Source organism: Amphibacillus jilinensis Y1 (assembly GCF_000306965.1).
In the GTDB taxonomy this organism is placed as follows: domain Bacteria; phylum Bacillota; class Bacilli; order Bacillales; family Amphibacillaceae; genus Amphibacillus_C; species Amphibacillus_C jilinensis.
In genome coordinates this window covers 50124-76260 of record NZ_JH976444.1, presented here as the reverse complement: position 1 = coordinate 76260, position 26137 = coordinate 50124, and the positions used below count along the sequence as shown (strand labels likewise).

General features: G+C 37.4%; 23 protein-coding genes. 16 read left to right on the top strand and 7 right to left on the bottom strand.

Annotated elements, in window-relative coordinates; genetic code table 11:
• Nucleotides 1-542 precede the first annotated feature (542 nt).
• The 3 genes from B494_RS0117960 (at nt 543) to gndA (ending at nt 4343) form a co-directional block, all read left to right on the top strand.
• On the top strand, nt 543-1340 hold the full coding sequence (locus B494_RS0117960) for an SDR family NAD(P)-dependent oxidoreductase (RefSeq protein ID WP_017473768.1): 798 nt from the start codon (nt 543-545) through the stop codon (nt 1338-1340).
• Between the two features lie 533 nt (nt 1341-1873).
• A complete protein-coding gene (locus B494_RS0117955; RefSeq protein WP_017473767.1) occupies nt 1874-2620 on the top strand; it encodes a Cof-type HAD-IIB family hydrolase in 747 nt (248 codons plus the stop codon).
• 304 nt (nt 2621-2924) lie between these two features.
• On the top strand, nt 2925-4343 hold the full coding sequence (gene gndA, locus B494_RS0117950; RefSeq protein ID WP_017473766.1) for an NADP-dependent phosphogluconate dehydrogenase: 1419 nt from the start codon (nt 2925-2927) through the stop codon (nt 4341-4343).
• Nucleotides 4344-4704: 361 nt separating this feature from the next.
• On the opposite strand, the gene zwf is transcribed toward gndA, so the two are convergent.
• Nucleotides 4705-6177, bottom strand: a complete 1473-nt coding sequence (gene zwf, locus B494_RS0117945) for a glucose-6-phosphate dehydrogenase (protein ID WP_017473765.1) — start codon at nt 6175-6177, stop codon at nt 4705-4707.
• 209 nt (nt 6178-6386) lie between these two features.
• On the opposite strand from zwf, the gene B494_RS0117940 reads away from it, so the two are divergent.
• The 3 genes from B494_RS0117940 to B494_RS0117930 all read left to right on the top strand — a co-directional run bounded on the left by B494_RS0117940 (nt 6387) and on the right by B494_RS0117930 (nt 7949).
• Entirely contained in the window at nt 6387-7166 is a 780-nt protein-coding gene (locus B494_RS0117940) for a TIGR01457 family HAD-type hydrolase (RefSeq protein ID WP_017473764.1), read from the top strand.
• Nucleotides 7166-7390, top strand: a complete 225-nt coding sequence (locus tag B494_RS0117935) for a YdbC family protein (protein ID WP_017473763.1) — start codon at nt 7166-7168, stop codon at nt 7388-7390. The genes B494_RS0117940 and B494_RS0117935 overlap by 1 nt, the downstream gene beginning before the upstream one ends.
• A 73-nt stretch (nt 7391-7463) precedes the next feature.
• Nucleotides 7464-7949: a PTS sugar transporter subunit IIA gene (locus tag B494_RS0117930; RefSeq protein WP_017473762.1), complete on the top strand. Its 486-nt coding sequence runs from the start codon at nt 7464-7466 to the stop codon at nt 7947-7949.
• Between the two features lie 18 nt (nt 7950-7967).
• Here the strand turns inward: B494_RS0117930 and mreBH are convergent, their stop codons facing one another.
• The gene (gene mreBH, locus B494_RS0117925; RefSeq protein WP_017473761.1) at nt 7968-8972 is read right to left on the bottom strand and encodes a rod-share determining protein MreBH; all 1005 of its coding nucleotides are present in this window, start codon (nt 8970-8972) and stop codon (nt 7968-7970) included.
• 242 nt (nt 8973-9214) lie between these two features.
• Between mreBH and B494_RS0117920 the strand changes: the two genes are divergently transcribed.
• The 5 genes from B494_RS0117920 to B494_RS0117900 all read left to right on the top strand — a co-directional run bounded on the left by B494_RS0117920 (nt 9215) and on the right by B494_RS0117900 (nt 14388).
• The gene (locus B494_RS0117920; RefSeq protein WP_017473760.1) at nt 9215-9922 is read left to right on the top strand and encodes a lysophospholipid acyltransferase family protein; all 708 of its coding nucleotides are present in this window, start codon (nt 9215-9217) and stop codon (nt 9920-9922) included.
• A gap of 487 nt (nt 9923-10409) precedes the next feature.
• The gene (locus tag B494_RS0117915; protein ID WP_017473759.1) at nt 10410-12572 is read left to right on the top strand and encodes a sensor domain-containing protein; all 2163 of its coding nucleotides are present in this window, start codon (nt 10410-10412) and stop codon (nt 12570-12572) included.
• A gap of 173 nt (nt 12573-12745) precedes the next feature.
• On the top strand, nt 12746-13219 hold the full coding sequence (locus tag B494_RS0117910; RefSeq protein WP_017473758.1) for a low molecular weight protein-tyrosine-phosphatase: 474 nt from the start codon (nt 12746-12748) through the stop codon (nt 13217-13219).
• 17 nt (nt 13220-13236) lie between these two features.
• Nucleotides 13237-13524 (top strand): hypothetical protein, encoded by a 288-nt coding sequence (locus tag B494_RS19760; protein WP_017473757.1) that lies wholly within the window; start codon nt 13237-13239, stop codon nt 13522-13524.
• 24 nt (nt 13525-13548) lie between these two features.
• Nucleotides 13549-14388: a YihY/virulence factor BrkB family protein gene (locus B494_RS0117900; RefSeq protein ID WP_017473756.1), complete on the top strand. Its 840-nt coding sequence runs from the start codon at nt 13549-13551 to the stop codon at nt 14386-14388.
• Nucleotides 14389-14823: 435 nt separating this feature from the next.
• On the opposite strand, the gene B494_RS0117895 is transcribed toward B494_RS0117900, so the two are convergent.
• Nucleotides 14824-15390, bottom strand: a complete 567-nt coding sequence (locus B494_RS0117895; protein ID WP_017473755.1) for an NADPH-dependent FMN reductase — start codon at nt 15388-15390, stop codon at nt 14824-14826.
• 54 nt (nt 15391-15444) lie between these two features.
• Complete coding sequence (locus B494_RS0117890) at nt 15445-16509, bottom strand: LLM class flavin-dependent oxidoreductase (protein ID WP_017473754.1); 1065 nt, start codon at nt 16507-16509, stop codon at nt 15445-15447.
• 317 nt (nt 16510-16826) lie between these two features.
• On the opposite strand from B494_RS0117890, the gene B494_RS0117885 reads away from it, so the two are divergent.
• Nucleotides 16827-17177 (top strand): winged helix-turn-helix transcriptional regulator, encoded by a 351-nt coding sequence (locus tag B494_RS0117885; RefSeq protein WP_017473753.1) that lies wholly within the window; start codon nt 16827-16829, stop codon nt 17175-17177.
• Nucleotides 17178-17274: 97 nt separating this feature from the next.
• On the opposite strand, the gene B494_RS0117880 is transcribed toward B494_RS0117885, so the two are convergent.
• Entirely contained in the window at nt 17275-19206 is a 1932-nt protein-coding gene (locus tag B494_RS0117880; RefSeq protein ID WP_017473752.1) for a heavy metal translocating P-type ATPase, read from the bottom strand.
• A 324-nt stretch (nt 19207-19530) separates the two neighbouring features.
• Here B494_RS0117880 and B494_RS0117875 point away from each other — a divergent pair, with 324 nt between their 5' ends.
• The gene (locus B494_RS0117875; protein WP_017473751.1) at nt 19531-20409 is read left to right on the top strand and encodes a transporter substrate-binding domain-containing protein; all 879 of its coding nucleotides are present in this window, start codon (nt 19531-19533) and stop codon (nt 20407-20409) included.
• A 15-nt stretch (nt 20410-20424) separates the two neighbouring features.
• On the top strand, nt 20425-21102 hold the full coding sequence (locus B494_RS0117870) for an amino acid ABC transporter permease (RefSeq protein ID WP_017473750.1): 678 nt from the start codon (nt 20425-20427) through the stop codon (nt 21100-21102).
• Between the two features lie 862 nt (nt 21103-21964).
• Here the strand turns inward: B494_RS0117870 and B494_RS0117865 are convergent.
• Nucleotides 21965-23149: an MFS transporter gene (locus B494_RS0117865; RefSeq protein ID WP_017473749.1), complete on the bottom strand. Its 1185-nt coding sequence runs from the start codon at nt 23147-23149 to the stop codon at nt 21965-21967.
• A 149-nt stretch (nt 23150-23298) separates the two neighbouring features.
• Here B494_RS0117865 and B494_RS0117860 point away from each other — a divergent pair, with 149 nt between their 5' ends.
• Together B494_RS0117860 and B494_RS0117855 are read left to right on the top strand one after the other, a co-directional pair.
• Nucleotides 23299-23688, top strand: a complete 390-nt coding sequence (locus B494_RS0117860) for an OsmC family protein (protein ID WP_017473748.1) — start codon at nt 23299-23301, stop codon at nt 23686-23688.
• A 255-nt stretch (nt 23689-23943) separates the two neighbouring features.
• Nucleotides 23944-24696, top strand: coding sequence for a YfkD family protein (locus tag B494_RS0117855; RefSeq protein ID WP_017473747.1), 753 nt, complete (start codon nt 23944-23946; stop codon nt 24694-24696).
• Between the two features lie 276 nt (nt 24697-24972).
• On the opposite strand, the gene B494_RS0117850 is transcribed toward B494_RS0117855, so the two are convergent.
• A complete protein-coding gene (locus B494_RS0117850) occupies nt 24973-25839 on the bottom strand; it encodes a mechanosensitive ion channel family protein (RefSeq protein ID WP_017473746.1) in 867 nt (288 codons plus the stop codon).
• Between the last annotated feature and the right edge of the window lie 298 nt (nt 25840-26137).

Below are 26137 nucleotides of genomic sequence, written 5' to 3'. Positions count from 1 at the left end.
AGTGGATCTTCGGACGCGTGCTGATCCCGCAGGAGTCGTCGTCTTTCACTTCCGTTTTATTAGCGTTTTAATCTGACTAAACACATGAAAATAATCCGTTTTTAATCTCTTTTCTTCTGTATAACGAATTTCATAATTACTTATACGAGTTCCAAATACGAGTATTAACTCGCTCTGTCAGCAAAGACTTTCACCCACCAGCACAAAAACGTCACTATTTTCACTCCTTACGTCGTAAAATAGTGACGCTCTAGCCTGAGGCTGATGCTATTCCTCAAGGCGTCTCATCCATTGGCTTTCTCCATTTGATATGACGGTTCTTTCTATATGTTTTTTTGCAGTTAAAGTTAAACATTCTACACAAGAATGGCTCAAGCACCCAGCAGTCCCGTAGACTCCTATGGGAAAAGCGCGAGCTGAAGATCCACTTCGGCAAGTGCCTGTTGGTTGTCGAAGCTAACTCTGGCGAGAAATGGTTTATTCGGTGGTTAAGTGGGTAATAGAATCAGCGAATCATTAAAACATTATGGAGGTAAGCTGTGATGACCATTTTTGCAAGTGATGCTTTAAAAGGAAGACATGTTCTGATAACTGGTGCAACTGGTGGGATCGGGTTTGAGACGGCGAAAGTCGTGGCTGATATGGGAGCAAGACTAACGATTACAGGGAGGAATGGTGAAAAGCTAAAGCAACTGCAAGATGACTTAAAGCAAGTGATGGATCCTGCGTCACTTTATGTTGCACAAGCAGATATCACACAAGCTGATGATCGAGAGCAACTTGTTGCGGGAGCTGAGCAGAAATTGGGTTTTATTTCTGATTTAGTCAATAGTGCAGGTCTAACAAAAGGGACGATCGTTGAGCAGTTAGATGTGGAATCGATAAGTGAATTGATGACGATTAATTATCTAGCAGCCTTTAGTTTAACACAGTTGATTTATACTAAAATGTTGGAGAAGAAAACCGGTAATATTGTTAACGTTGCATCATTATCTGGTCTGCGTGGTACGCACGGAAATAGTGCCTATGCCTCAACCAAGTTTGCCATGATGGGCTGGACCCAATCGATGGCTATTGAAGCCATTAAACACAATATTCGTGTGAATGCGGTATGCCCAGGGTTTGTCGATACGGAAATGGCTTATCGTATTCTTAGTGATAAAGGGGAACGAAATGGTTTATCCTATCAGGAAACGTTGACAGCTGTACAAGAGACTATTCCATCAGGTCGAATGACGACCCCAAAAGAGGTGGGGAATGCAATCGCGTTTCTTTTGACAGATGCCGTAAAAAATATTGTAGGAGAGTCATTAAAAATTTCTGGTGGAACCTTGATGTGAATTGGAAAGAGGCACTTTTCAAAAGAAAAGTGCCCCCATGAATGTTGCAAGTGTAAAATGATTAAATAAAATTTAATGGATTATTTGTTTACTTGTTTGAAGTAACCCTCATCCTTATTTAATTGCCGCGGTTGTCTCCACCTGGAATGTTTTAACCTAAACGATATAAGCCCTACCTCTCTTATATCCTTACGACTCCTAAGTCGATCCAGTGTGAATAAGTCTTGCTTAATTTAACACCAGCATAATGGTGCTTTTCTTTATTAATCTTGCGTTCCGTTTCAAAATTTTTTAAAAACATTTGGCAGATGCCATTATTTTACCCTTGCTTCTTTGGCGAAGCCTAAAGCCTATTATCTCTTATAACTTGCTTATTGTCAAATTAACGAACTGATAAATGCCTGTGCTTGAGCATTGACTATGCAAAGGATGTGTTATTTTTTGAAATGAAGTGCCAAGCATTAGCATAATGGTTCACGTGGCTATTGGGTCATGCTATAGTTAAAGTGACGAGAGAAAAGGGGGAAACATTTATGAATAAAGAACTTAAACTGGTTGCACTAGATTTAGATGGCACACTGGTCAGTCATGGTGGTGAACGAGCGACTGAAGCGACGGTTACTGCTATCAAGAAAGCACAACAACAAGGGGTAGAAGTCGTCATTTCAACAGGAAGACATCGTTCAACAAGTCTCCCACTTGCTGAACAATTAGGGGTGAACTATATGATTACCTTAAATGGTGGGGAAATTTGGACAAGAGATGGGGAATTATTAAAACGACAAGCAATTGACCAAGCAACTGTTGAAAAAATTATCGAGATCCATAAACAAAATCAAACATTTTATTGGTTAGTCTCCCATGAGAAAGTTTATCGAGAAGTACTACCTGATAATTATTTAGCACATCAATGGATTAAATTTGGTTTTGATGTTGAAGATGATACCATTAGAACAGCAATGCAAGAGCAATTCAGACAACTGCCTACCATTGAGCTCAGTAATTCAAGTTTGACTAATATTGAATTAAATGCCAAAGGTACACACAAGGCTGCGGCGATTGACTTTTTACTACAACAATTAGATTTGGATTTTTCTCAGGTAATGGCGGTCGGTGACAGCATTAACGATTTAAAAATGATTGAAGCAGCTGGTGTAGGTGTTGCCATGGGAAATGCCCAAGCGCTTGTTAAGGAACGGGCAGATTGGGTGACAGATGAGCTTGATCAAGACGGAGCGGCACATGCTATTGAACATTTTATCACAGATAACCGTCGGTAAAACATCCCCTCTCAAAATGGAAAACACCATTAAATCTATTATAGCTGGATAATAACGGAGATCCACTTAATTAACAATCAATCGGCGAAGAGCAAAAAGTCCCACTAAATTGAGGGGTGTTTTATCTTAAACTTTAACTTTTTAAAACAAATGATAGAATTTTTCAAAAATTTAATTGCATCGCTATCTAATCTATTATAAGTTAGTATATAGGGGGGGATAGTTCGATCTGTCAAAGTTGCGAAAACATCTATTTCCACGTATGATAGAACTAGTATTACATAGATAAAGGAGATAAAAAAGCATGTCAAAACAACAATTTGGTGTCATCGGTTTAGCCGTTATGGGAAAAAATCTTGCCTTGAATGTTGAAAGCAGAGGCTATTCTGTATCTGTTTTTAACCGTACGTATAAAAAAACAGAAGACTTCATGGCTAACGAAGCAAAGGGGAAGCATTTCTTTGGGGCAACCACCATTGAAGAATTTGTTGATTCATTAGAAAAGCCACGTAAAATTATGTTAATGGTTAAAGCAGGACCAGCAACAGATAAAACGATAGAGACGCTTAAACCATTATTAGATGATGAAGATATTATCATTGATGGTGGAAATACTTTCTTTGAGGATACGATTCGTCGTAATAAAGAGTTAGATCAATCAGGTATTCATTTCATTGGAACAGGTGTATCTGGCGGTGAAGAGGGAGCATTAAAAGGTCCTTCTATTATGCCTGGTGGACAAAAAGCTGCCTATGATCGTGTTGCACCTATTTTCGAAGCTATTTCTGCTAAAGTTAATGGTGATCCTTGTGTGACTTATATTGGCCCTAACGGTGCCGGTCATTATGTAAAAATGGTGCATAATGGTATTGAATATGGGGATATGCAATTAATTAGTGAGGCTTATTTTATGTTAAAGCATATTCTTGGCCTATCTGCAGATGAACTTCATAACGTCTTTGCAGAATGGAATAAAGGTGAATTGGATAGCTACTTAATTGAAATCACTGCTGATATTTTTACAAAAACAGATGATGAAACGGGTAAGCCGATGGTTGATGTTATCCTTGATACAGCTGGTCAGAAAGGTACAGGGAAATGGACAAGTCAAAGTGCATTAGACCTTGGTGTACCGCTTCCAGTTGTTACGGAATCTGTTTTTGCTCGTTTTATTTCAGCAATGAAAGATGAACGTGTTAAAGCAAGTCAGGTTTTAAGTGGGCCATCCGCTCAGGATATGCCATATCAAGGTGATAAGACGGAATTAATTGAGGCGATTCGTCAAGCCCTTTATATGAGTAAAATTACTTCATATGCCCAAGGATTTGCTCAAATGCGTGCAGCATCAGAAGAGCAAGGTTGGGATTTAAATTATGGTGAAATTGCAATGATTTTCCGAGGTGGTTGTATTATTCGGGCGCAATTCCTGCAAAAAATCAAGGATGCCTATGATCGTGATCCACATCTGGCTAATCTTATGTTAGACGAGTACTTTAAAGACATTGTTGAGAACTATCAAACATCTTTAAGAAAAGTTTTAGCAATTGCAATGGAGCGAGGTATTCCAGTTCCAGGTTTTGCGAGTGCACTTGCTTATTATGATAGTTATCGAACGGAAACATTGCCAGCTAATTTACTCCAAGCCCAACGTGATTATTTTGGTGCTCATACGTATCAGCGTATTGATAAAGAAGGAACTTTCCACACAGAATGGATGGCGTAAAGTAAAAATAATTTCAGTAAATAAAAAGTTCCAAGCAATAAGAAATTTGCTTGGAACTTTTTTTGCGATTATTGACCTAATCGGACAGTGTTTTTCTATTTGAGACTGTGAACTTTCTCAAGTTTGTTGCCGTAAATGCAAAGTTCGATTCTACTGTATGCTGCGCATTGACAGTTTTTCGGTCCGAAAACGTTGTACGAATATATTCTTTTTAGCTTACCACTTTGCGTTTACCACAGATAATCGTCCACCTCAAAATAGAGAACAGAGGTAAATTTGGTAATAACAGGCGCTAATCTCCTAGTGCATCCCACTAACAATCAGTGGAAAGAACGAAATGCGCTCTAATTGAAGGACATTTTTAATTTATTTCCCACCAGTGAAAGTCGTCTTCTGCTAATAGTTCGTTTGCTTGCTGAGGTCCATTTGTACCAGACGGATAGTTGGGGAAATCAGCTTTTTCGTTCATCCAAACTTTTGATATCGTATCGACGAATTTCCATGATAAGGACACTTCATCAGAGTGAACAAAACTTGTTGAGTCTCCATTTAAACAATCCTTAATAAGTACTTCGTAAGCTTCTGGACTTTCAGTGTTCTGGTCAGCCTTATTATAGTGCATGGCAATAGGTGTGCTCGTCGTTTCATAGTCGGTTTTTTTTGCATTAAGGTGCATGGTAATGCCCTCATCTGGTTGGATACGAATAATAAGTAAATTTGGATCGATCGTATCGCCTTTATCCTTGTATAAATTAATCGGTAAATCTTTAAATTGAATAACAATTTCTGTTGCTTTTTTAGCCATTCGTTTCCCAGTACGAACATAGAAAGGGACGCCTGCCCAACGAAAGTTATCAATCATAAATTTACCGGCGACAAAGGTTTCTGTGTTAGAATCAGATGCTACACCATTACTATCACGGTAACTATCGACGGCTTTCCCTGCTATTTCACCTTGATCGTATTGACCACGTACAAAGTATGCATTCACATCTTTTTCTTCTAACTGACGAAGGCTTCTAAGTACTTTGACTTTTTCATAACGAACTTCATCTGGATGTAACTTAGCAGGTGGCTCCATTGCTAATAACGAAACGATTTGAAGCATATGATTTTGAACCATATCGCGTAGCGCACCAGATTCGTCATAATAACGCCCGCGTTCTTCAACACCTAATACTTCACTTGAAGTAATCTGCACATTAGCAATATATTGATTGTTCCATAGTGGTTCAAACATCGCGTTAGCAAAACGGACAATTTCAATATTTTGCACCATTTGTTTACCTAAGTAATGGTCAATGCGGTAAATTTGATCCTCTGAAAACGCTTGACCAATTTGTTCATTTAATTGTTGTGCTGTCTCGTAGTTATGTCCAAATGGTTTTTCAATGACAAGGCGTGACCAACCACGATTATCGGTTAATCCTTGTGATTTTAAGTTGGCCGCAATTGGCCCAAAGAAGTTAGGTGCCATTGCCATATAAAATAAACGATTACCACCTGCTTGATGCTTATCATCTAATTCACTTATAAAATTATCAAGCTTTTGATATTCAGATAAATGTTGTGCATCAAAAGGATTATAGTGAAAATGAGCTGCAAATGCGTCGTGATCAATTGGGTCGTCTTGAAATTCTGCAATTGATTTTTTTATATTATTACGAAAATCTTCATTAGTTAAAGGCCGACGGGCTACTCCAACGACCGCAAAATGTTCAGATAATTTATGATTGCGGTACAAACGGTATAATGAAGGGTATAATTTCCGATTGGCTAAATCCCCTGTTGCTCCGAAAATAACAATTACTGCTCTTGGCGTATGACGTGTCATTGACTTTTACTACCTCTCTTTAATATGAAAATTTTAAACGTGTATGTTATATATTCTCCCATACTTAACATACCACTTAAATGTATTTTGATAAACTATTTTACATTAAACCATCTGAAAAGTTATAATTCTTTTAGTTACGTATGTACTATATTATCATGTATTCAGAAAATAACAAATAATTTTGAAATTTTAATGGGGGCTAAAAAATGAAAAAATATGCGGGTTATTTAATTGATCTAGATGGTACAGTCTATAATGGAACTGAGAAAATTCCGGATGCCATTGAATTTGTGAAAAACTTAAAGCAACAAAACATTCCTTATCTTTTTTTAACCAATAATTCAACTAAACATCCTCGTGATGTAGCTGCGAAATTACGAGAGATGGACGTACCTGCTCGTGAAGAAGATGTGTTTACAACGAGTATGGCAACAGCTACTTATATTGCAGAACAAGCGCCAAGTGCGCGTGTTTATCCGATCGGAGAAGAAGGTTTAACGTTAGCTTTGGAAGAAGCAGGTTTAACCTTAACCGATGAGGCGATTGATTATGTTGTCATGGGACTAGCTCGTGATATTACATATGAAAAATTAGCGATCGGAGCACTAGCGATCCGGAACGGTGCAAAATTTGTCGCCACTAACGGTGATGTGGCATTACCGAGTGAACGTGGTTTTTTACCAGGTGCCGGATCGCTCATTTCTGTTTTGTCTGTTACTACAGGCGTTAAGCCACAATTTATTGGTAAACCTGAATCAATCATAGTAGAACAAGCATTAGAAGTATTAGGTACTGATAAAGCTTCAACGGTTATGGTAGGGGATAACTATTATACAGATATTTTAGCTGGTATTCAGGCTGGCATTGACTCGCTACTTGTTTTTTCTGGAGTAACAACGAAAGACGAACTTAAAAGCATAAAGGTTAAGCCAACCTATACGATCGATTCATTAAGTGATTGGCCCATCATTAAGGAGGGAGAATAGTGGCTAATATACAATTTGAAATTTTAAAAGAGCTTGGCGTTCTATCAGAATCATCTTCAGGGTGGAAAAAAGAGTTAAACCTCATTTCATGGAATAATCGTGAGCCTAAATATGATTTGCGAGATTGGGGCCCAAATCATGAAAAGATGGGGAAGGGAATTACATTTACAGCAGAGGAATTGTCGAATTTAAAAGAATTATTCAACAAAATCGATATGAATTAGCTTGATTTTGCTTTATAATGACAGAAGTAGGGTAAATACAAATTATAGTGAAAATCTTGGGAGGTAGCTATAAATGTTTAAAAAGTTATTTGGTAAACAAGAGAAAGTAGACAAAGAGGTATTAGTATCGCCAATTACTGGTGAAGCGGTAGATATCACTGAAGTACCAGATCCTACATTTTCTGAAAAAATGATGGGAGATGGATTAGCTTTTAAACCGACGGATGGTAAGATTGTGGCGCCGATAAGTGGTCAAATTGTGAATTTATTTCCAACCTTACATGCCGTAGGAATTAAGTCAAATGCAGGGATTGAATATTTGATCCATATTGGTTTAGATACCGTTATGCTTGATGGAGAAGGATTTACTGCTCATATTCAAGAAGGTGATAAAGTCAATGTTGGTGACCCACTGATTACGGTTGATCTAGATTTTGTTCAAGAGAAAGCTAAAACAATTACGCCATTAGTGATCACAAGTGATGTCGCATCAGTAGATAAAAATATTAACCAAACCGTTGTTAAAGGTGAAACTGAAGTATTGACTGTCCATTTATAAATTTAAAAGGCTTGGTTGTTAACCAAGCCTTTTAAATTTGCTCATTTGTTTAATCGATTCTGCTGTACCGATGGCAATAGCATTGAGTGGATCTTCTGCTATTCTAACCGGAACAGCTAATTCTTTACGCAACCACTGTTCCATCCCTTTTAATAGTGCACCCCCACCAGCTAAAGTAATGCCATGTTCGACAATGTCACCACTTAACTCGGGTGGAGAATCCTCTAATGTTGCATGAATAGTACCTACTATATGCTCTAATGATTCACGAATCGCTGTTTGAACTTCTTCTGAAGTGACGGTAATCTCTTTAGGGAGACCGCTCACAAGATCTCGTCCACTAATCTGAATGGAGATTGGATCATGATCGATTAACGCATAACCGATTTCTTTTTTTATGCGTTCGGCGGTTTGATAGCCGATCAGCACGTTATTTTTTTGACGGATGTAATGTATAATTTCTTCATCCATCTTATCGCCAGCTATTCGAATAGAACGAGAGGTGACAATACCACCGTATGAAATGATGGCTACTTCACTTGTACCTCCACCAATGTCAACAATGACACTACTAATCGGTTCACTAATCGGTAGCCCAGCTCCGATTGCAGCGGCAACAGGCTCTTCAATTAAATGAACTTCTTTAACACCAAAGCTTTTTACAGCATTTTCAATCGCGCGTTTTTCGACTGCTGTACTTCCAGATGGTGTACAGACGATAACAACAGGTTTTCTTAATGAGATGCCAATTTTTTTCGCCACTTTACGTAAAATAGCTTTTAACATTTGCGCAGCCACATCATAATCCGCAATGACGCCTTCTTTTAAAGGGCGGATTGAAACGATGTTTTTTGGTGTCTTACCAATCATTTCTTTTGCTTCATGTCCAATAGCAACGAGTTCATTTGTTTTTGTGTCGACAGCTACAACTGAGGGTTCGTTAAAAACAATCCCTTTCTGCTTTGTATAAACAAGGATATTCGCTGTACCAAGATCAATTCCAATTGCTGTATGGTTAAACATCGTGTTTTTCCTCCAGTACGTATCTGAGTTGTAATGAGTATATGAACATAGTATGACCTATATCCACAGTGTTCAATAGTATAGCATGTCTTCTAGGGAAAGGACAAAAGCAAAAAGTACCATACCGACTAAAAATTATCCCTAAGTATATAAAAGCGTTACAATTAGTGCTCGTAAGTCGTTGGTAAATCTTATATAATGAGTAAATGTGACGAGATAGAAACAAAGGGAGATTTTTAAAAATGAAAACCATTTTAATTTATGCATATTCAGCTATTTTAGTACTTGGAAGTTTAACCAAATTAAGAAAAGCGACCAAAATCCCTGATTCTCCTTATCCAGAAAAGGCGAAGCAAATTTTTGACACACCTGCAAGGGTTTCAAAGCGTGTCATTGAAAAAACAAAATCAACCGTAACGGTAAAAGGCCGTGAAAACCTTCCGGATCAACCGGTTTTAGTTGTTGCCAATCACCAAGGGTTATTTGATATTCTCGTTTTGCTCGCTTACTTGGATAAGCCAGTTGGTTTTATTGCAAAACAAGAAATAAAAAAAATTCCGATTATAAGTAAGTGGATGATCCAGTTAAAATGTGTTTTTATTGACCGTTCGAATCGACGTGCTGCTATTAAAGTAATTGATGACGGCGTTGAAAGCCTAAAGTTAGGCCAATCGATAGTGGTTTTCCCTGAAGGAACAAGAAGTAAGGGACCGGATGTTCAGACGTTTAAATCCGGAAGTTTACGGCTAGCTACGAGAGCTGAAGTTCCTATTGTACCTGTTACCATTGATGGAACATACAAAATGCTAGAAGAGAAAGATGGAAAAATTCAGCCAGCGCATGTCTCTTTAACGATCGGGCAAGCTATATACCCAAAACAGTATAAAGCTTGGAAACATAATCAACTGGCCGAAGAACTACAACAAACTATTGCTGGGCAAATAAAATAAATGTATTTAGCTTAATGTGCTGATTTAATTTTTCAACTTTACTTGGAATGATTGTTGCTTTGGGTAGATAAGCGGACTTATTTATCGTAGATAACCGTCGATAAAACACCTATCTGTATCAACATGGAAAGTAGAGCAAATGATTTAGGTTGGTGGGCGCTATTGCCTTGTTTCACTCAATCAACTAGCCAATAGTGAGCGAACAATGCAAATGGCCACTGATTAAAGGTTCGTTTTATCACAGATAACCGTCCGTAAAACAACCGATTCGAAATAGAGCGTAAATTTGATTTATTTAGGCGGATGTTAACGGACGCTAATGTCCTGATTCACTCAGCTAACAATCAGTGGGGAAGAACACGCCCACTGATTGAAGGTTCGCTTTATAATTGTCATCATTACAATTGCTTGCTTTTTTTTATTGAAATTATTAGGTATAATAAGTAAAAGCGTGTTGTTATAGACAATTCAATTAAAAGGTGAAGAGATGACAATAAATATAATTAAATATGAGCGTGATCATAAAAAAATAGAAGAATTACTAGACGAAATATATCATGCGCCAACAATGGAACTTAAGGATACGTTCAACAAAAAATTTTACCCTTACCTCAAAGATTATTTAGCGTTTAATGAGACATTGAAAACGATGGTAAGCAAAGCTTTTCAAATGCTGGTTATGGACGTGGATGGGTATATTACTTTTATTAATGAGGATTTTTGCCAGCAACTTGGCTATCAACAAGAAGAACTATTGCACCACCATTATCGTATTTTACATGCAGGTGTACATCATAACGATTTTTATGAAAAGATGTGGTACACGATTCGTTCAGGAGAAGTATGGCGAGGTGATATTTGTACAGCTACTAAGCAAGGTGAGATGTTTTGGTTTCGTACGTGTGTGATCCCTACGCCTGATCCGAATGGGCAATTTACAACCTTTATTGTCTTTCGTACAGATATTAGTGATGTTAAGCATGATGATAAACGTCTAATTGAGGCATTAGATGATGATTATCGAAAGGTATTTAGTCAGCTGATGAATTTGACTTTTCGTGTACATAGGCATAAGGCGAATGGTAGCTATCATTTTCGAATGTTTGAAGGTAAATTGGCCGATAAATTGATGGACAAACTTAATGGTCAAGGCAAGGAAGCGGTTGAAAATATCTTTTTTACTGACAAAGTTGCTGAGGTCACTCGTTATTTCAATCAGGCTTTTGAAGGTGAGGAAATGCATTTCAAACATCACTTTCATGGATTATCGCTATATACCGTGCTGTCACCTATTTATGAACATAATGATGTCATTGAAGTGGTTGGTTCTTCGATAAATATTACGTCATTAGAAAAGGCGGAAGCAAGGGTAAGGCAACTTGCTTATTTTGATACGTTAACACAGCTACCAAATCGGACGAAATTCCGTGAAGATCTAAAACAGGCGGTATTAAATGGTGAAAAAGTACCTTTCGCTGTGTTGTACTGTGACATTGATCGATTAAAATATATTAATGATACTTTAGGTGAACCTATAGGTGATCAAGTTATTGATATTATTTCCAATAGGCTAAGTCAATTTGTTAAGCAAAGAGGCGTTTTATACCGTTATGGTGGTGATGAATTCAGTCTTATTATTCATGATTCCCACCCATCGATTCATGACTTAAGTGAACAAATGCTTTTAGCAATAAAGCAACCGATCGCCATACAAGGGAATGAATTTTTCGTGACGTCCTCGATTGGTATAAGTTATTATGGGGAAGACGCATTTTCAGATGACGAACTGATCAATCATGCCAGTATCGCTGTGCATTATTGTAAAGTGAATGGGCGAAATAGTCGTTTGTTTTATACACCAAAAATGAACAAAATGTATAATGATATTTTGTTGCTTGAAGCGGATATACGCAAGGCGTTGCAGCGTAACGAATTTGAGCTTTATTATCAACCACAACTAAACGTTTTAACCGGCGAAGTAACAGGCTTGGAAGCTTTAATTCGATGGGATCATCCTTTGAAGGGGGCAATATCACCTGCAACATTTATTCCTTTAGCAGAGGAAAGTGGGATTATCACTCAAATCGGGGCGTGGGTCATTCGAGAGGCTTGTCATCAGCATGTGCGTTGGGTTGAGGCAGGACATGATCCCATTAGGATTGCTGTTAACGTATCTGCTATTGAACTACAAAGGTTTGATTTTGCTGAGCAAATTAAACAAATAATAGCTGAAACGCGTATGGATCCTAGCTATTTAGAAATTGAAATTACCGAGAATAGCGTCATGCAAAATACAGAAGATTGTATTAAAACAATGCATACTTTAAAGCAAATGGGCATATCTTTATCAATTGACGACTTTGGTACAGGTTATTCTTCATTTGGTTATTTGAAAAAGTTCCCGATTCATTTTCTCAAAATTGATCAATCCTTCATTCGCAATGCGCTCGTAGAGCCGAGTAGTCTAGAAATCGTTAAGGCAATGATTCAACTGGCTCATACTTTTGGTTTGAAAGTAGTTGCTGAAGGGGTTGAAGAAGAACAAGTGTTGAAGCTATTACAGGATTATCAGTGTGATTACTATCAAGGTTATTATTATAGTCGCCCATTACCCGCAACGGAGTTGGAAGCTATTCTTTACCCAGCATAAGAGAGTACTTCATGAGGATATGATGACGGCCGACTAATAAGTGTGAGAAGAACGCACACGTCAACTGATTGAAGGTTTGTTTTATTGTTACTTTAACAGCAAAGTGAACATGCTCATTTACATAAAGGCTAGTCAAGTTTGGCGTGTAAAAAATAAGAAAAGGGGTATAGAGTATGATAAAGGTTTTATTCGTTTGTTTAGGTAACATCTGTCGATCACCAATGGCTGAGGCCTATTTTAGACATTTGGTTGAAAAGGAAGGCCTATCTGACCATTTTGTGATTGATTCTGGTGGAATGGGTTCTTGGCACACAGGCAAATCGCCCCATCAAGGAACACAGGCTAAACTCGATGAAAAACAAATTTCTTATCAAGGGATTACAGCGCGGCAAGTTACAGCAGAGGATTTAGATGCATTTGATTATGTTATTGCTATGGATGATCAGAATATTGCAGATTTATCAACGATAAAGAAAGAGGCACCCACTGCTGCTGTTGCTAAACTTATGGATTATTTAGATAGTACCTCGATGAAAAATGTCCCTGATCCCTATTTCACCGGTGATTTTGATCAGACCTACGCGTTAATAGAAGCAGGATGTCAAGCTTTACTTGACGAAATAAAAAAAGCAAACCAACTAAATTAATCAAAGGAAGTGACTTGATGCGTCAAAGTCTTTTTTATAAGAGTATATTAGTAGGTGCATGTGTAGGTGGTGCACTTTCACTCATACACCGACAAACAAGAACTGCATTAAGCAAAAATATTAATGAAGCAAAACGTGGTATAGTATATGTTTCTACTCATCCTAGTGAAATCGTACAACGTTGTTCTCAAACGATGAATAGCGCAGTTGCATTAACTACTCAAACATTAGATTTAACCATTCATTTGGCGACGCAATTTGAATTATTAATTGATGAATTTGAAAAAAAACGAATACACAAATAGAATCAAAAGAATGGGGGCCGTTGTATGGCTAAAAATAACTATTTTGATTCGGTTAAAACCTTTATATTAGCATTATTTAAACGTTTTTCAAATGATGAAGTTACTAGTTTATCTGCACAGTTATCTTACTTTTTTTTACTTTCTCTATTCCCACTACTGATTTTTTTAGTGACCTTGCTTGGTTATTTGCCAATTGATTATCAAGAAATAATGAATATGATGCGGACGTACATTCCAGGCGATTCGATGGCATTGATTGAAAATAACTTAGATCAAGTGGTTCAATCAAGTAGCGGTGGATTATTATCTTTAGGTATTATTGGGACGGTTTGGTCAGCTTCTAATGGCATCAATGCCATTATGCGCGCCTTAAACAAGGCGTACGGTGTTGAAGAAAATCGTTCTTTTATAGTTGGAAGATTAATTGCGATATCATTATTAATTTCAGTGCTAATACTTATTGTAGTTGCCTTACTGCTACCTGTGTTTGGTCGGATGATTGGTCTGTACATTTTTTCCTTTTTCGGTGCGAGTGAAGAGTTTATTGGGATATGGAATACGTTAAGGTGGGTCATTTCATCTTCTGTTTTCTTTATTGTTTTTCTCTATTTGTATCGTTTGGCGCCGAATACGAAAGTTTATATAAAAGATACATTATTTGGAGCGTTATTTGCTACATTAGGTTGGCAAGCTTCTTCACTTGGTTTTTCTTTTTATGTCAATACGATGGGCGATTTCTCGGCTACGTACGGGAGCTTAGGTGGTGTGATTGTCTTGATGATTTGGTTTTATATCTCTGGTATCATAATTATTACCGGTGGTGAAATTAATGCGATGGTTGCTGCCTATCGTGGGCGAAAGTAAAGTGGTTTGATACTGTAAAAACACAAGAGGCCGGGACATAACAAAAATATGCTCTCCAAATACGAATGATGTTAGAATGTGTAGGTTTATCACATACCCGCAGAGGAAATATACTCCCTTTCTGCGGGCACGGCTTCAGCTAATTCAGTAAAGCCAAAAGCGCTTTACTGAATGGATCTTCAGCTCGTGCTGTTCCCGCTAGAGTGTCGCATATTTCCTCAGCTATTTGATATCATTCGTTTTAATATAATAAAGACGAATAATCCATTCACAAAACAAACGGATCATTCGCAACTGATCTTACGTCTTTTACTTTTGTCCCAACCTCTTGCTTGCTTTATCGTAGACAATCATGCGTAAAACGCCCACTGATTGGTGGTTCATTTCATGATGAAAATGAATGTTGAGTAGGTCGATAATAGTTGATTGAAGTGATTAAAATCCATAAGCTGCGTCTTTTTTCTTTTGAACGTCTTGGTAGACTTCAGATAAAGTGAAGGTATCCTCAAGTAAACGATCAATGCGTAAGAAAACATCATCATTAATTATTTCCTTCATGTGATAATCTTTCTCCTCAATAAAAACATAGTTTTCAACGACATGTGCTTTCATGTAATTTAAAATAGGTTTGAGTTGCATTTCAGCTACTAGATAGTGTCGCTGTGAGCCAGCTGTAACAATCATACTAACAATTTTATCACGCAAGCCATCTGTTGGGAGTAAATCAAAAATGTTTTTTAATGATGCAGGAATAGATGCTTGAAAAATGGGTGTTCCTATAATAATTACATCAGCTTCCATAATTGTTTTAGCTACGTATGCGGTATCCCCTTTATAATCTAAATAATTTCGCCCATCACTAAATTGAATATCGTACGCTGATAAATCAAGTGTAACCATTTGCTGGTTTTCTTCAGTTTCTTTTAATTTATCGACCGCGTAATCTATTGCGATTTTTGTTTTTGTTCCGACATTAGAACCGGATAGTGCTACTATATTCATAATATAACGTCAACTCCTTAACTTTCTAGCTTTATATGAACGAGTGAAAAGTAATCAGTTATCGTTTTTTCTGGTGTACTTGCGTATAGCTGGTAAAATTTCAGAACCAATGATATCGATGTTTCGCTGCAATTGATCGAATGGCATGCCACCAAAATCAATTTGTGCAATATAGCGTTGATGATTAAACATTTCATGCTGATAAAGTATTTTTTCAATGATTTGTTGCGGACTTCCGATATTCATGACATTATGGCGTTCAATACCTTGAGCAAAGTGCTGTTTTGGGAAGCCTTGTCCATTTGTTTTTTTCATCCCTTCATTAATATGAGGGTATAAGTCTTTTAAGGCTTGTTGCGAGGTTTCAGCGGCATAAAAGAACCCTGCTGTAGCAACAGGAAGTTGCTCTGGATCATGGCCACTTTCGCTTGCCGCCTCGCGGTATGCATCTATCGTTTGTTTAAAGGTAGTCACTGGACCGCCTAAATGAGCCAAGAACATAGGAACCCCTTGTCTACCTGCTTTAATCGCACTTGCTGAATGACCACCAACTGCTCGCCAGATTGGTAATGTATGATTGAGTGGGCGTGGTAATACTTCAGCATTTTGTAATGGTGGACGGAATTGTCCTTCCCAATTGATAATCTTTTGTTTATTGATTTTCAATAAGAGTTCAAATTTTTCTTCAAATAAAGCTTCATAGTCATTAAGGTTATAACCGAGTAAATCAAATAATCCTACACGAGATGCTCGACCAGCTATGATTTCTGTTCGTCCCTGTGAAATAAGGTCAAGGGTAGCGAAATTTTCATAAACACGAACGGGATCAGACGTACTAATAATTGTTGAAGAACTGCCGATTTTAATATTCCTTGTTGCTTGAGCAATTGCACCTAACACAACGGCATGTGCCTGTGTCGTGAAATACGGTTGATGGCTTTCGCCTACGCTAAAGAAGTCCAAGCCAGCCTGATCAGCTAATTGAGCAAACGTAATGATCTCATGTAGTCTCTGTGAAGCAGAAATCCGTTTGCCATTATTGGGGTTAGCTAAATGATCACCCAGTGAGTAGATACCAAATTCTAAGCCAGCATCTTTATTTATCCTGTATTGTTCCATCTTATCAACCTTTCTTTATATTTATAGTACCCTATTTTAAGTGATAAACCGTTTTTTTGTAAGTACGTACATTTAAGTGGTATAGTATCCTAAAAGATACTATTAAGATCTGCTTTGTCATGTCAATAAAGCGAACCCTGACCCAGTGGACGTCTTCGTTCCTCACCGATTGAGTATTGGTTGAGTGAAGCAGGACATTAGTGGTGGTTAGCTCGCGCCTAAATCGATGAGCGCTACGTTCAAGTTTGAGACGGGTGTTTTACGGGCGCTTATCTGTGATGAATAATATCTACACATACTTGAGGGGAGGGAGAATAATGACAATTGAACCTGATGCATGTCAAGTGAGTGATGCTTTAAATATATTAGTGGGCAAATGGAAACCAATTATTTTGTTGCATTTACTGAGTGAGGGCACGCTGCGTTTTAATGAACTTAAGCGTCGTATTCCGAATGTAACGCAGAAGATGCTAACGAAGCAATTGCGTGAATTAGAAGAAGAAGGCATTATTAGTAGGAAGGTTTACCCGGAGGTACCACCTAAAGTTGAATATACAATCACCGTGTATGGCGAGACTTTGAAACCTATATTAGAAGCTATGCATCAATGGGGGAGACAACATACAGAAATAATCCGAAAACGGTCAGCTAATGAAGCGCAGGGATAGGTAGGGAAAGCTAAACATAATGCCTTATATGTTTAGCTTTCTATCAATAAGTTAGCCCTTCTTTAGGTATCAAATGAAAGTAGAGAAGGTTATTTTGTTATTTTAACATGCGTAATCCGTTGAGAATGACAAGAATCGTACTTCCTTCATGACCGATAACGCCTAAAGGTAAATTAATAACTTGTAAAAGATTAGAGACAATCAATACTAGAATGACGCTAATAGAGAAAAAGACATTTTGCTTAATAATGCGATTCATTCGGTTTGACAATTTATGGGCATGGGACATCTTTTCAAGCTTATTTTTTATTAAAATGATATCTGCTGTTTCTATTGCAACATCAGTGCCTGCACCCATTGCAACCCCAATATCCGCTGTAGCAAGAGCAGGGGCATCGTTAATACCATCACCGATCATCATCACCGATGTATACTTACTCTGTAATTCCTTTAATGCATGAACTTTATCATCTGGCATGCAATTGGCAATATATTGGTCAATTTTTATTTCATTAGCAATCGCTTGGGCTGTTTTCTTGTGATCCCCAGTAAGCATAACTGTATGAATACCACTAGCTTTAAAGGCGCGAATCGCTTCAATTGTATCTTGGCGGATTTGATCTTTTAATGCCAGAATAGCGATGACTTCATCTTGGCGTGTCACAAATACAAGTGTTTTTGCTTCAGTGGTTAACTGTATCACCGCTTCTTCAAACCAGTTATCTTGCTGCCCTGTCTTGACTATTTTTTGATTTCCAATAGCCCATGACTCTTGATTGACTACAGCTCTAATACCGATGCCAGTCTCTTCTATCATTTCATTAATTTCTATAGTCTGTTCAGGTGTTTCGTAAGTTTCAGCATATTGAACAATGGCTTCTGCCAACGGATGAGATGATCCTGTTTCAATTTCTTTAATCTTTTTCATAATTTCTTCTTTAGCTTCTCCAGGTTTGACTAGGAAATCAGTAACCTTCGGTGTCCCCATGGTCAATGTCCCCGTTTTATCAAAAGCAATGGCTTTAACATGTGCTAAATTTTCTATAAAAACACCACTTTTGAATAAGATACCTTGCCGAGCGCCATTGGAAATCGTCGATAGTGTTGCAGGTGTAATGGCAGCGACCAATGCACACGGTGAAGCTACCACAAGTAAAATCATCGCCCGATAAATGGTATCAGTAAAACTCCATCCCCACAGAAAGTAAGGTAGAACGATCATCATACCAACCAATGTTAATACCGATTTGACATAAATACTTTCAAAACGTTCAATAAATAGTTGCGAGGGTGATTTTTCATTTTGAGCATGTTGAACCAATGCCATAATTTTTTGGACAAAAGATTGACTTGCTTCCGTGGTCACCTCCATCGTTAAGCGACCGCTTTTATTGATTGTGCCTGCGTAGACATGATCACCAATTGATTTTTCGACGGGGATCGATTCCCCTGTTAGGGCGCTTTCATCAACAGTCGATCGACCTGTTGTTATAATACCGTCCGCAGCCACACGTTCCCCTGGCTTGATTAGAAGGGAGTCGCCAATTATCAAATCTTCGATTAACACGACCGTTTCTTCACCATCATTAATTCTTAAAGCTGTATCGGGTTGTAATTTTAATAATGCTGAAAGGTCGCGTTCACTTTTTTGAAGTGTGTATGTTTCTAATGCGCCAGATAGGGAGAAAATAAAGATCAGGATGGCACCTTCTGCCCAATAACCAATCGTGGCAGAGCCAATTGCTGCTAAAATCATTAGCAACTCCACATTTAATGTTTTGTTGTTAAATGTATCAAGAATGCCTTGTTTTGCTTTGGCAAAGCCACCAATTGTAAAAGCAGCTAAATGTATCGTTATCCACATAAATTCAGATAGAGATGAAGTGAACAACCAAGCAGTAATGATTAACCCCCCACTGATAAGTGAAGCTATAAGTTCCGAATGGTGTTTAATACCAGAAAAAATATTTCGTTCTAATTGAGAATGAATCTGATTATTATTTAGAATAATTTTAGTTAAAGAAAGCAAAAACAATCAACTCCTTTTTTAATTGATAATAATAATCATTAATATTGACCTAATTCATTGATATATAAAGGTTTATTTAGTTATATTAAATAATAATTATTATAATTAGATTATATCATAAATTTATTATAAGACAATTTAAATTTAGCTGTGAAAATTAATTTTGAACATTCTGTGACATAAAACAAAGGCGGTGCATTATTATGTTATATAACAGATATCGATAAAAAATATAATACAGAGCTGTTTTTTCTTGATTTAATAGACAAAAACTGTTATCTTTTATAACAGAATCAAATAAAAAAATAAATGGGGGACCAAAAAATGCGTATGAAAAAGACATTAATGTTACTATTATTTGCTGTATTTTTATTGGCAGCGTGTGGAACTGAGCAAGATAACGAAACGGATACTCAAGGTGGTGAAGATGAAACTACCCAAGGCGATGACTTGTGGAGTGAGATCGAAGCATCTGGAGAGATTACAGTAGCGACTTCTGGAACACTTATTAATGCTTCTTATTATGATGATCAAGACCAGTTAACAGGTTATGATGTAGAAGTGATTCGAGAAATTGCAGACCGATTAAATGTAGAGGTTCAATTTGAAGAAATGAGTATTGATAGTATGTTACCAGCGATTGATAGTGGCCGGATTGATTTAGCCGCTAATGATATTGAAGCGACCGATAATCGTAAGCAACAATTTAATTTTTCAGAACCTTACAAGTATTCTTATTCAACGATGGTGGTAAGAGAAAGTGATTATTCCGGTATTCACAGTCTTGAAGATTTAGATGGAAAAAAAGCAGGTGGTGGCGCAACAACGATTTATAGTCAAATTGCCGAACATTACGGTGCTGAAGTTGTTACTTATGGTAATGCCAATAATGAGGCTTACTTACGTGATGTTTCCACGGGTCGTACGGATGTAATTGTCAATGATTATTATTTGTCAACATTTGGTGTGGCTGCATTCCCTGATTTTGATATTATGATCCATCCAGATTTAAAATTCCATCCTACTGAGCAGGCTATTGTGATGAAAAAGGATGAAGATCGATTGACTGAAGTTATTAATGAAGTGCTTGAAGAAATGAGAGCTGATGGAACCTTATCGGAGTTAGCGATACAATTTTATGAAGAAGATGCCTCTGAACCAACGACAGAGGACGTAGAAGAAATTGAAGGATTAGATTTGTAATAAGGAGTGAGAAGGATGGGTTTGGTCGGTTTTTTTGATGTAAGACTAGCAATTGAAAATTTACCATTTATATTAGGTGGTTTGCCAATGACCATTTATGTTTCTTTTATTAGTATGGCGATTGGCATGGCGATTGGCTTGCCGCTAGCATTAGCTCGTCATCATCAGAGTCGATGGTTACGTTGGCCGGCACGTCTTTACATCTCTTTTATGCGAGGAACGCCCATCCTCGTCTTTCTCTTTATTATTTATTTTGGTTTACCTGCTATTCGAATTGAATTTTCTGCTTTTCAAGCCGCTATTCTCGGCTTTGGTCTTAACAGTGCAGCTTATATTGCAGAAGTGAACCGTTCTGCGCTAAGTAGCGTAGATGACGGTCAATGGGAAGCGGCCTTCACAGTAGGATTAAATTATCGAAAAGCATTGGCTGGCATTATTTTACCTCAGGCGGCTCGGATAGCCATTCCACCATTAACTAATATTTTCTTAGATTTAGTTAAGGCGAGCTCACTAGCCGCTGTTATTACCGTTCCTGAATTGTTTCAGAAAACACAAATTGCAGGTGGGCGAACTTTTGATACATTAACCATGTATATTCTTGTCGCACTTATTTACTGGCCACTATGCATTTGTATTGCTTTTGTTCAAGAGCAATTAGAACAACACTTTAATCGCTTCGTAAATCAGAAATGAAAAAATAGAACAAGTGATTTCTATTTAATGTTGTTATATTTAATCAGATACTCAACTTTCTCATCTGATTTAGTATGAACCACCAGTCTAAGTTGGGATAAGCAAGGATTGAGACTCCTGCGGAAATAGGATGGAGACTGCTGAAAAAGTAGTATTCATTTATTTTTGTACGTGTTAGATGATGATTAATAAACAATATAATCATTAGCGCAGCGCACCCAGTAGTCCCCTCGCTTTCCATGGGCACGGCTTCAGCTAACTTCGGCAACCAACAGGCACTAGCCGAAGTGGATCTTCAGCTCGCGCTTTTCCCATAGGAGTCTATGGGACTGCTGGGTGCTTGAGTCATTCTTGTGTAGAATGTCTAACTTCAACTGCAAAAAAACATATAGAAAGAACCGCCATATCAAACGGAGAAAGCCAATGGATGAGACGCCTTGAGGAATAGCATCAGCCTCAGGCTAGAGCGTCACTATTTTACGACGTAAGGAGTGAAAATAGATAACGCTTTTGTGCCGGTGCCCGCGGAAAGCGATCGTCTGTAACTGGAGTGAGTACAAAATCCTTTAAATTCAAAATCCCCCCAGGGGTTAGTTTTTCAGCAGTCTCCCATAGGATGAGCTGAAGATCCACTTGAGGCGTGATCTTTGCGACTCAAGTTAGCTGAAGCCATCCCAGCGAAAAGCGAATCCTTTGCTTATCGGAATGAAATAGTGTTTAAACGTATGAGAAGGTTGAATAACTATTTTCAGTGTGCGAAAGTTGAGTTAATAAATATGATGAATGTATTAAAGAAGCTTCGAATAATCCCATGTTCGGAGCTTCTTTTTTAAAAAATGAGGAAAGCTATCGCTAGCTGTTTTTAGATGTTTTTTTCTTTTATTAGAGCATGTTGCTTTTTTATTACAAATAAAAAAGTTATAATAAACAAAACAACTACAATGATATAAAAAAAGGATAGCTTAGGGAAGTAATTAATAATTAGCCCTCCTAGATAGGGACCTATCATACTTCCAATACTAAAAGTAATACCACACATAATATTACCAGATGGAAGTAAGGTGCGTGGTAATAGGTCTGCCATATAAGACACACCCATCGAAAACAACGATCCTAGTAACATACCCGCTATTGCAAAAGTAATGGTTAATCCGAGAAAGTAAGTGTCAAATTGAGCACTAAGTAAAAAGATAATTACTCCTAATCCTGTAACTACAGGGAGGACACGATCACGTCCAACACGATCGCTGAGTGCCCCAAGTGGAACTTGAGTTAATAATGTTGCCACGGAGAAGGTAGAAATAATTAATGAAATTCGTCCGATACCATGACCAATTCTCAAACCGTAAATAGGAAATGTGCTATGAAGCAATGCTTCTAAAATTCCGTAAGTGAACGGTGCTAATAAAGCAATCCAAGCTATTTTAGTTGTTTTTATAAATCTCCCTAAGGTAGATGTAGCAGCCAATTGAACAGTGATTGATGTATCGTCTTCTGTTACATAGTCATTTCTAACAAACCATACGATCAGCCAAACACCGAAGCAGAGAAAAGCGGCTGTGATAAAAGGCATATGTTCATGAAGTGACACAAGTTGTGCCATTAAAGGGCCTAACGAGAAGCCTAGGCTAAAAAATAACCCGTAGATGGCAATCGTTCGACCACGATTTTTCTGAGTGGTAGTTGATGTTATCCAAGTCTGTGTAGCAAAGCTTAACATATGATCACCGATACCGATTATGAAGCGAAGAACAAACCAGAACCAAATATTCTGCCACAAAGGGAATAATGTTAAAGCACCAAATACCATCGCGCCCCCAAATAAAATCAGCGGCTTGTAACCAAATTTTTGTAAAGGTTTTTCCATAAAAGGTGAAGCGACTAGAACGCCAATATATAAACCCGTAGCATGTAGACCATTAACTGAAGAAGATACACCGGTTTGTTCTAGGATGATTGCTAATAAGGGAAGTAGCATCCCTTGTACAAATCCTGAAATCATAATAAAACTAATCAGTACCCAGAAACGCGCTCGGTTTGTGAGCATGTCGTTTCACCTCCAAAGTATATAATCTTTTGCACCACTATAACTTTAAGGCTTTAACGCCTAAAAAACAATCCATTCTCATAAAAAGCATATTGCTTACTTAAAAAGGGTAGATAAAAATAATCGAACGAATAGAAGGAGTCGATGTTATGTTATTTAAATTTAAAGAAGAAGGTATTCGTGTTGAATTAGCTTATGGTATTTTAGATGTTTCGGAAGATTTATACCATGGCTATAAACCGGAACATTTGTTGGTATCGGCCATTGCTGGCTCAAGTGCTCAAGAATTCACTGATTTATTAGAACTACATCATACCCATGTTGATGATTTCTTTATTAGAAGTGAAGTGACTAAAGATGAAAAAGAAGGTAACCGCATTAAAAGAATTAAGTTGCATTTTGTTGTTAAAGGAAGAAATCTAAACATTGATAAGCTCTATCGCGTGCTAGAAAATGCACGAGCAAAGTGTGCTATTATTCGATCTGTTGAAGATAGCATTGATATTGTGGAAACATTAGAATTAGTTTCACTAAATTAGCGTTTAAAAATCAAAGTGTTTATTTGATTGACTTTCATATGAGATAAACACAATGATTTAGAAAAAAGAGCGTTCATTACCTAGGTAACCAGGAATGTATAAGTCCTGCTAGCTAATGGAGTTAATCAAAGCCCCACTTTAGTAGCATGTTTTGCTAGTAAAGTGGGGCCTCGACTGATGCTGATAGTAAATCTTACATAAAAATAACCGGTTTGACGTAAACTATTGAAAAATGAATTGAAAGGAAACGAGCAAATGAAGTTTATGTTACCTATTCTCTTTTTTCTTTGTACATTTACGCCAGTAACCGCGGCAACAGATTTTATTTCAACTTTTTCTCAAAACTTACCTTCACATGTTCAATCGGTAGAAGAAGAAAACACAGTAGAACAAAAGCAAGAAACGATTAAAGATATTGATGTTGAAGGATTTGTTGAAAAACTATTAAAGAAGAGTGAAGTTGAGATTACCAATCCACATTTTATTGAGCAACTTAATGCCACCGATGTGAATAATTCGAAGTTTGCGTTTGGCTACTCAAGTGAGGTCTATTTAGGCAGATGGCCGCTTCATTATCAATCAAAGGAAACCTCTGTGAATTGGGCCTATCAAAAAATTAATGAAAATTTTGTCTCAGGTACCCCGCTCACTTATTTGCAAAACGAAGAAGCACAAATCAGTGGTGGAATACAAAATAAAGTCGCTAATAGTGATCAAGTTCAATCTATGGTTTTAACTAGTGTTAGTGAGCGGGTGGAATGGCCGATTGCTTACAAAGCTGTTTTTGGCGCAACGACTGAGAAACAAATTCCTCTAGCAAATGAAGCAGGAGCAGAAAGGTTAGAGGCATATGCGGCCGCAGTCAAAGAATCAGGTATAATAACATACGGAGAAGTCTACTTATCGATGACTGGTAGAAATCAAACCCTAAAAATAAAGAATGTCGTCGAAGAAGAAGTGATGACATGGTTGCCGATTCAGCATTATTTAGCATTCCACTTAAGTTAACGAAAAGCTTTTGGACTTCTGTATTTAAACATGTGGTAAATGACATCTTCCTCTTTTGCTCATAGAAAAGTGGAAGATGTACCGTTACTACAACACATATTTTAGAGCCGAAAATTAAAAATACCAAATATAAAAAGCTAGTATATTCGCTAAAGAAACAGCGATATACTAGCTTATTTAAATAACCGTTCGTTAATCAATCGCCTCAAAATAGAGAGCAGAGTAAAGCTATATAGGCGACGGATAACGGATTTCTACTACCGATCGTTGGTTTTATTAGTTATTTGTTTCTTTATGTCGGGTAATAATTTGCTGTTCTGGCATTTGAATGTGGTGCTTATATAAATGTTGAGCAATAATAGATCGGGCCTCACGTGCTGCTGGGAAGAAGGTTAAATCTTGACATAAACCGGTAATGATATAATTATAGCCGTGATAATGATCATTAAGTGATCCCATCCCAATTAGTTTAAACGGCTCAACAGGGTCACCAGACAAATCTTTCTTTAAGTATTCACTAAGTCTTTGATTTAATTCTGCACAAGCTTCTTCCAAGACACGCATCACTTTCGATGGATCTTCATAAAAGCTTGTTGTGATGGTTTCAATCAGTCGCATCTTCTCGCGATTGAAATTTTCGATTGTTTGTACTTGACCATTATTAACAGAAATAATGGTTCCTGACCATGTCCGGATTTTTAAAACCCGAAAACCTACTTCTTCAACTAAACCTTCATATTGTTGATTTACAATAACCCAATCTCCTTTTTGGAGCTGTTTTTCATATACGATAAAGAGACCTGCTAATAGATCTTGTACAAGACTTTGAGCACCGAAACCAATGACAATACCAAGGACACCTGCACCAGCTAGCATGCCACCTATGTCCAAGCCAAACACAGATAAGGCATAAAAGATAAAGCCAATTGAGCCAATATATTTAATAATCGAATGAATAAGCGATATAATCGTTGTTGATTCTTTGCCGTCAATAAGTGTTGTACGGGAGAGCACGGAACGGACAAGCCGTTGGAGTAGAGCAACCAAAATTAAAATGACTAAACCACCAAGTGCTATTTTTGTTAAATTATGTTCAAATATAAGCGTCATGATTTCTAAAAAACGCTGCCAAGAAAAATCCATTACTTTACCTCCAATAAAACGAACCTTCAATTAGTAGGAGCTTTCGTCCCTCAACTGATTAGATGTTGAGTAACCAGGACGTTTCCACCCATTCGTTCTCGTCTAAACAGCTGATCTCAATGTTCGTTTTCATTATAACATGATTGGAGAGTGATTGGACAGCAGTAGCTTTTTCGCTTAATATAGAAAGGATGCATAAAACAAACCTTCAATCAGTGGTGGGATTGGTTACTGCCCCCAAAAGATTGATTGTAGAATGAAGGACATTAGCGGCCGTTAACTTATGTTTAAATAGATG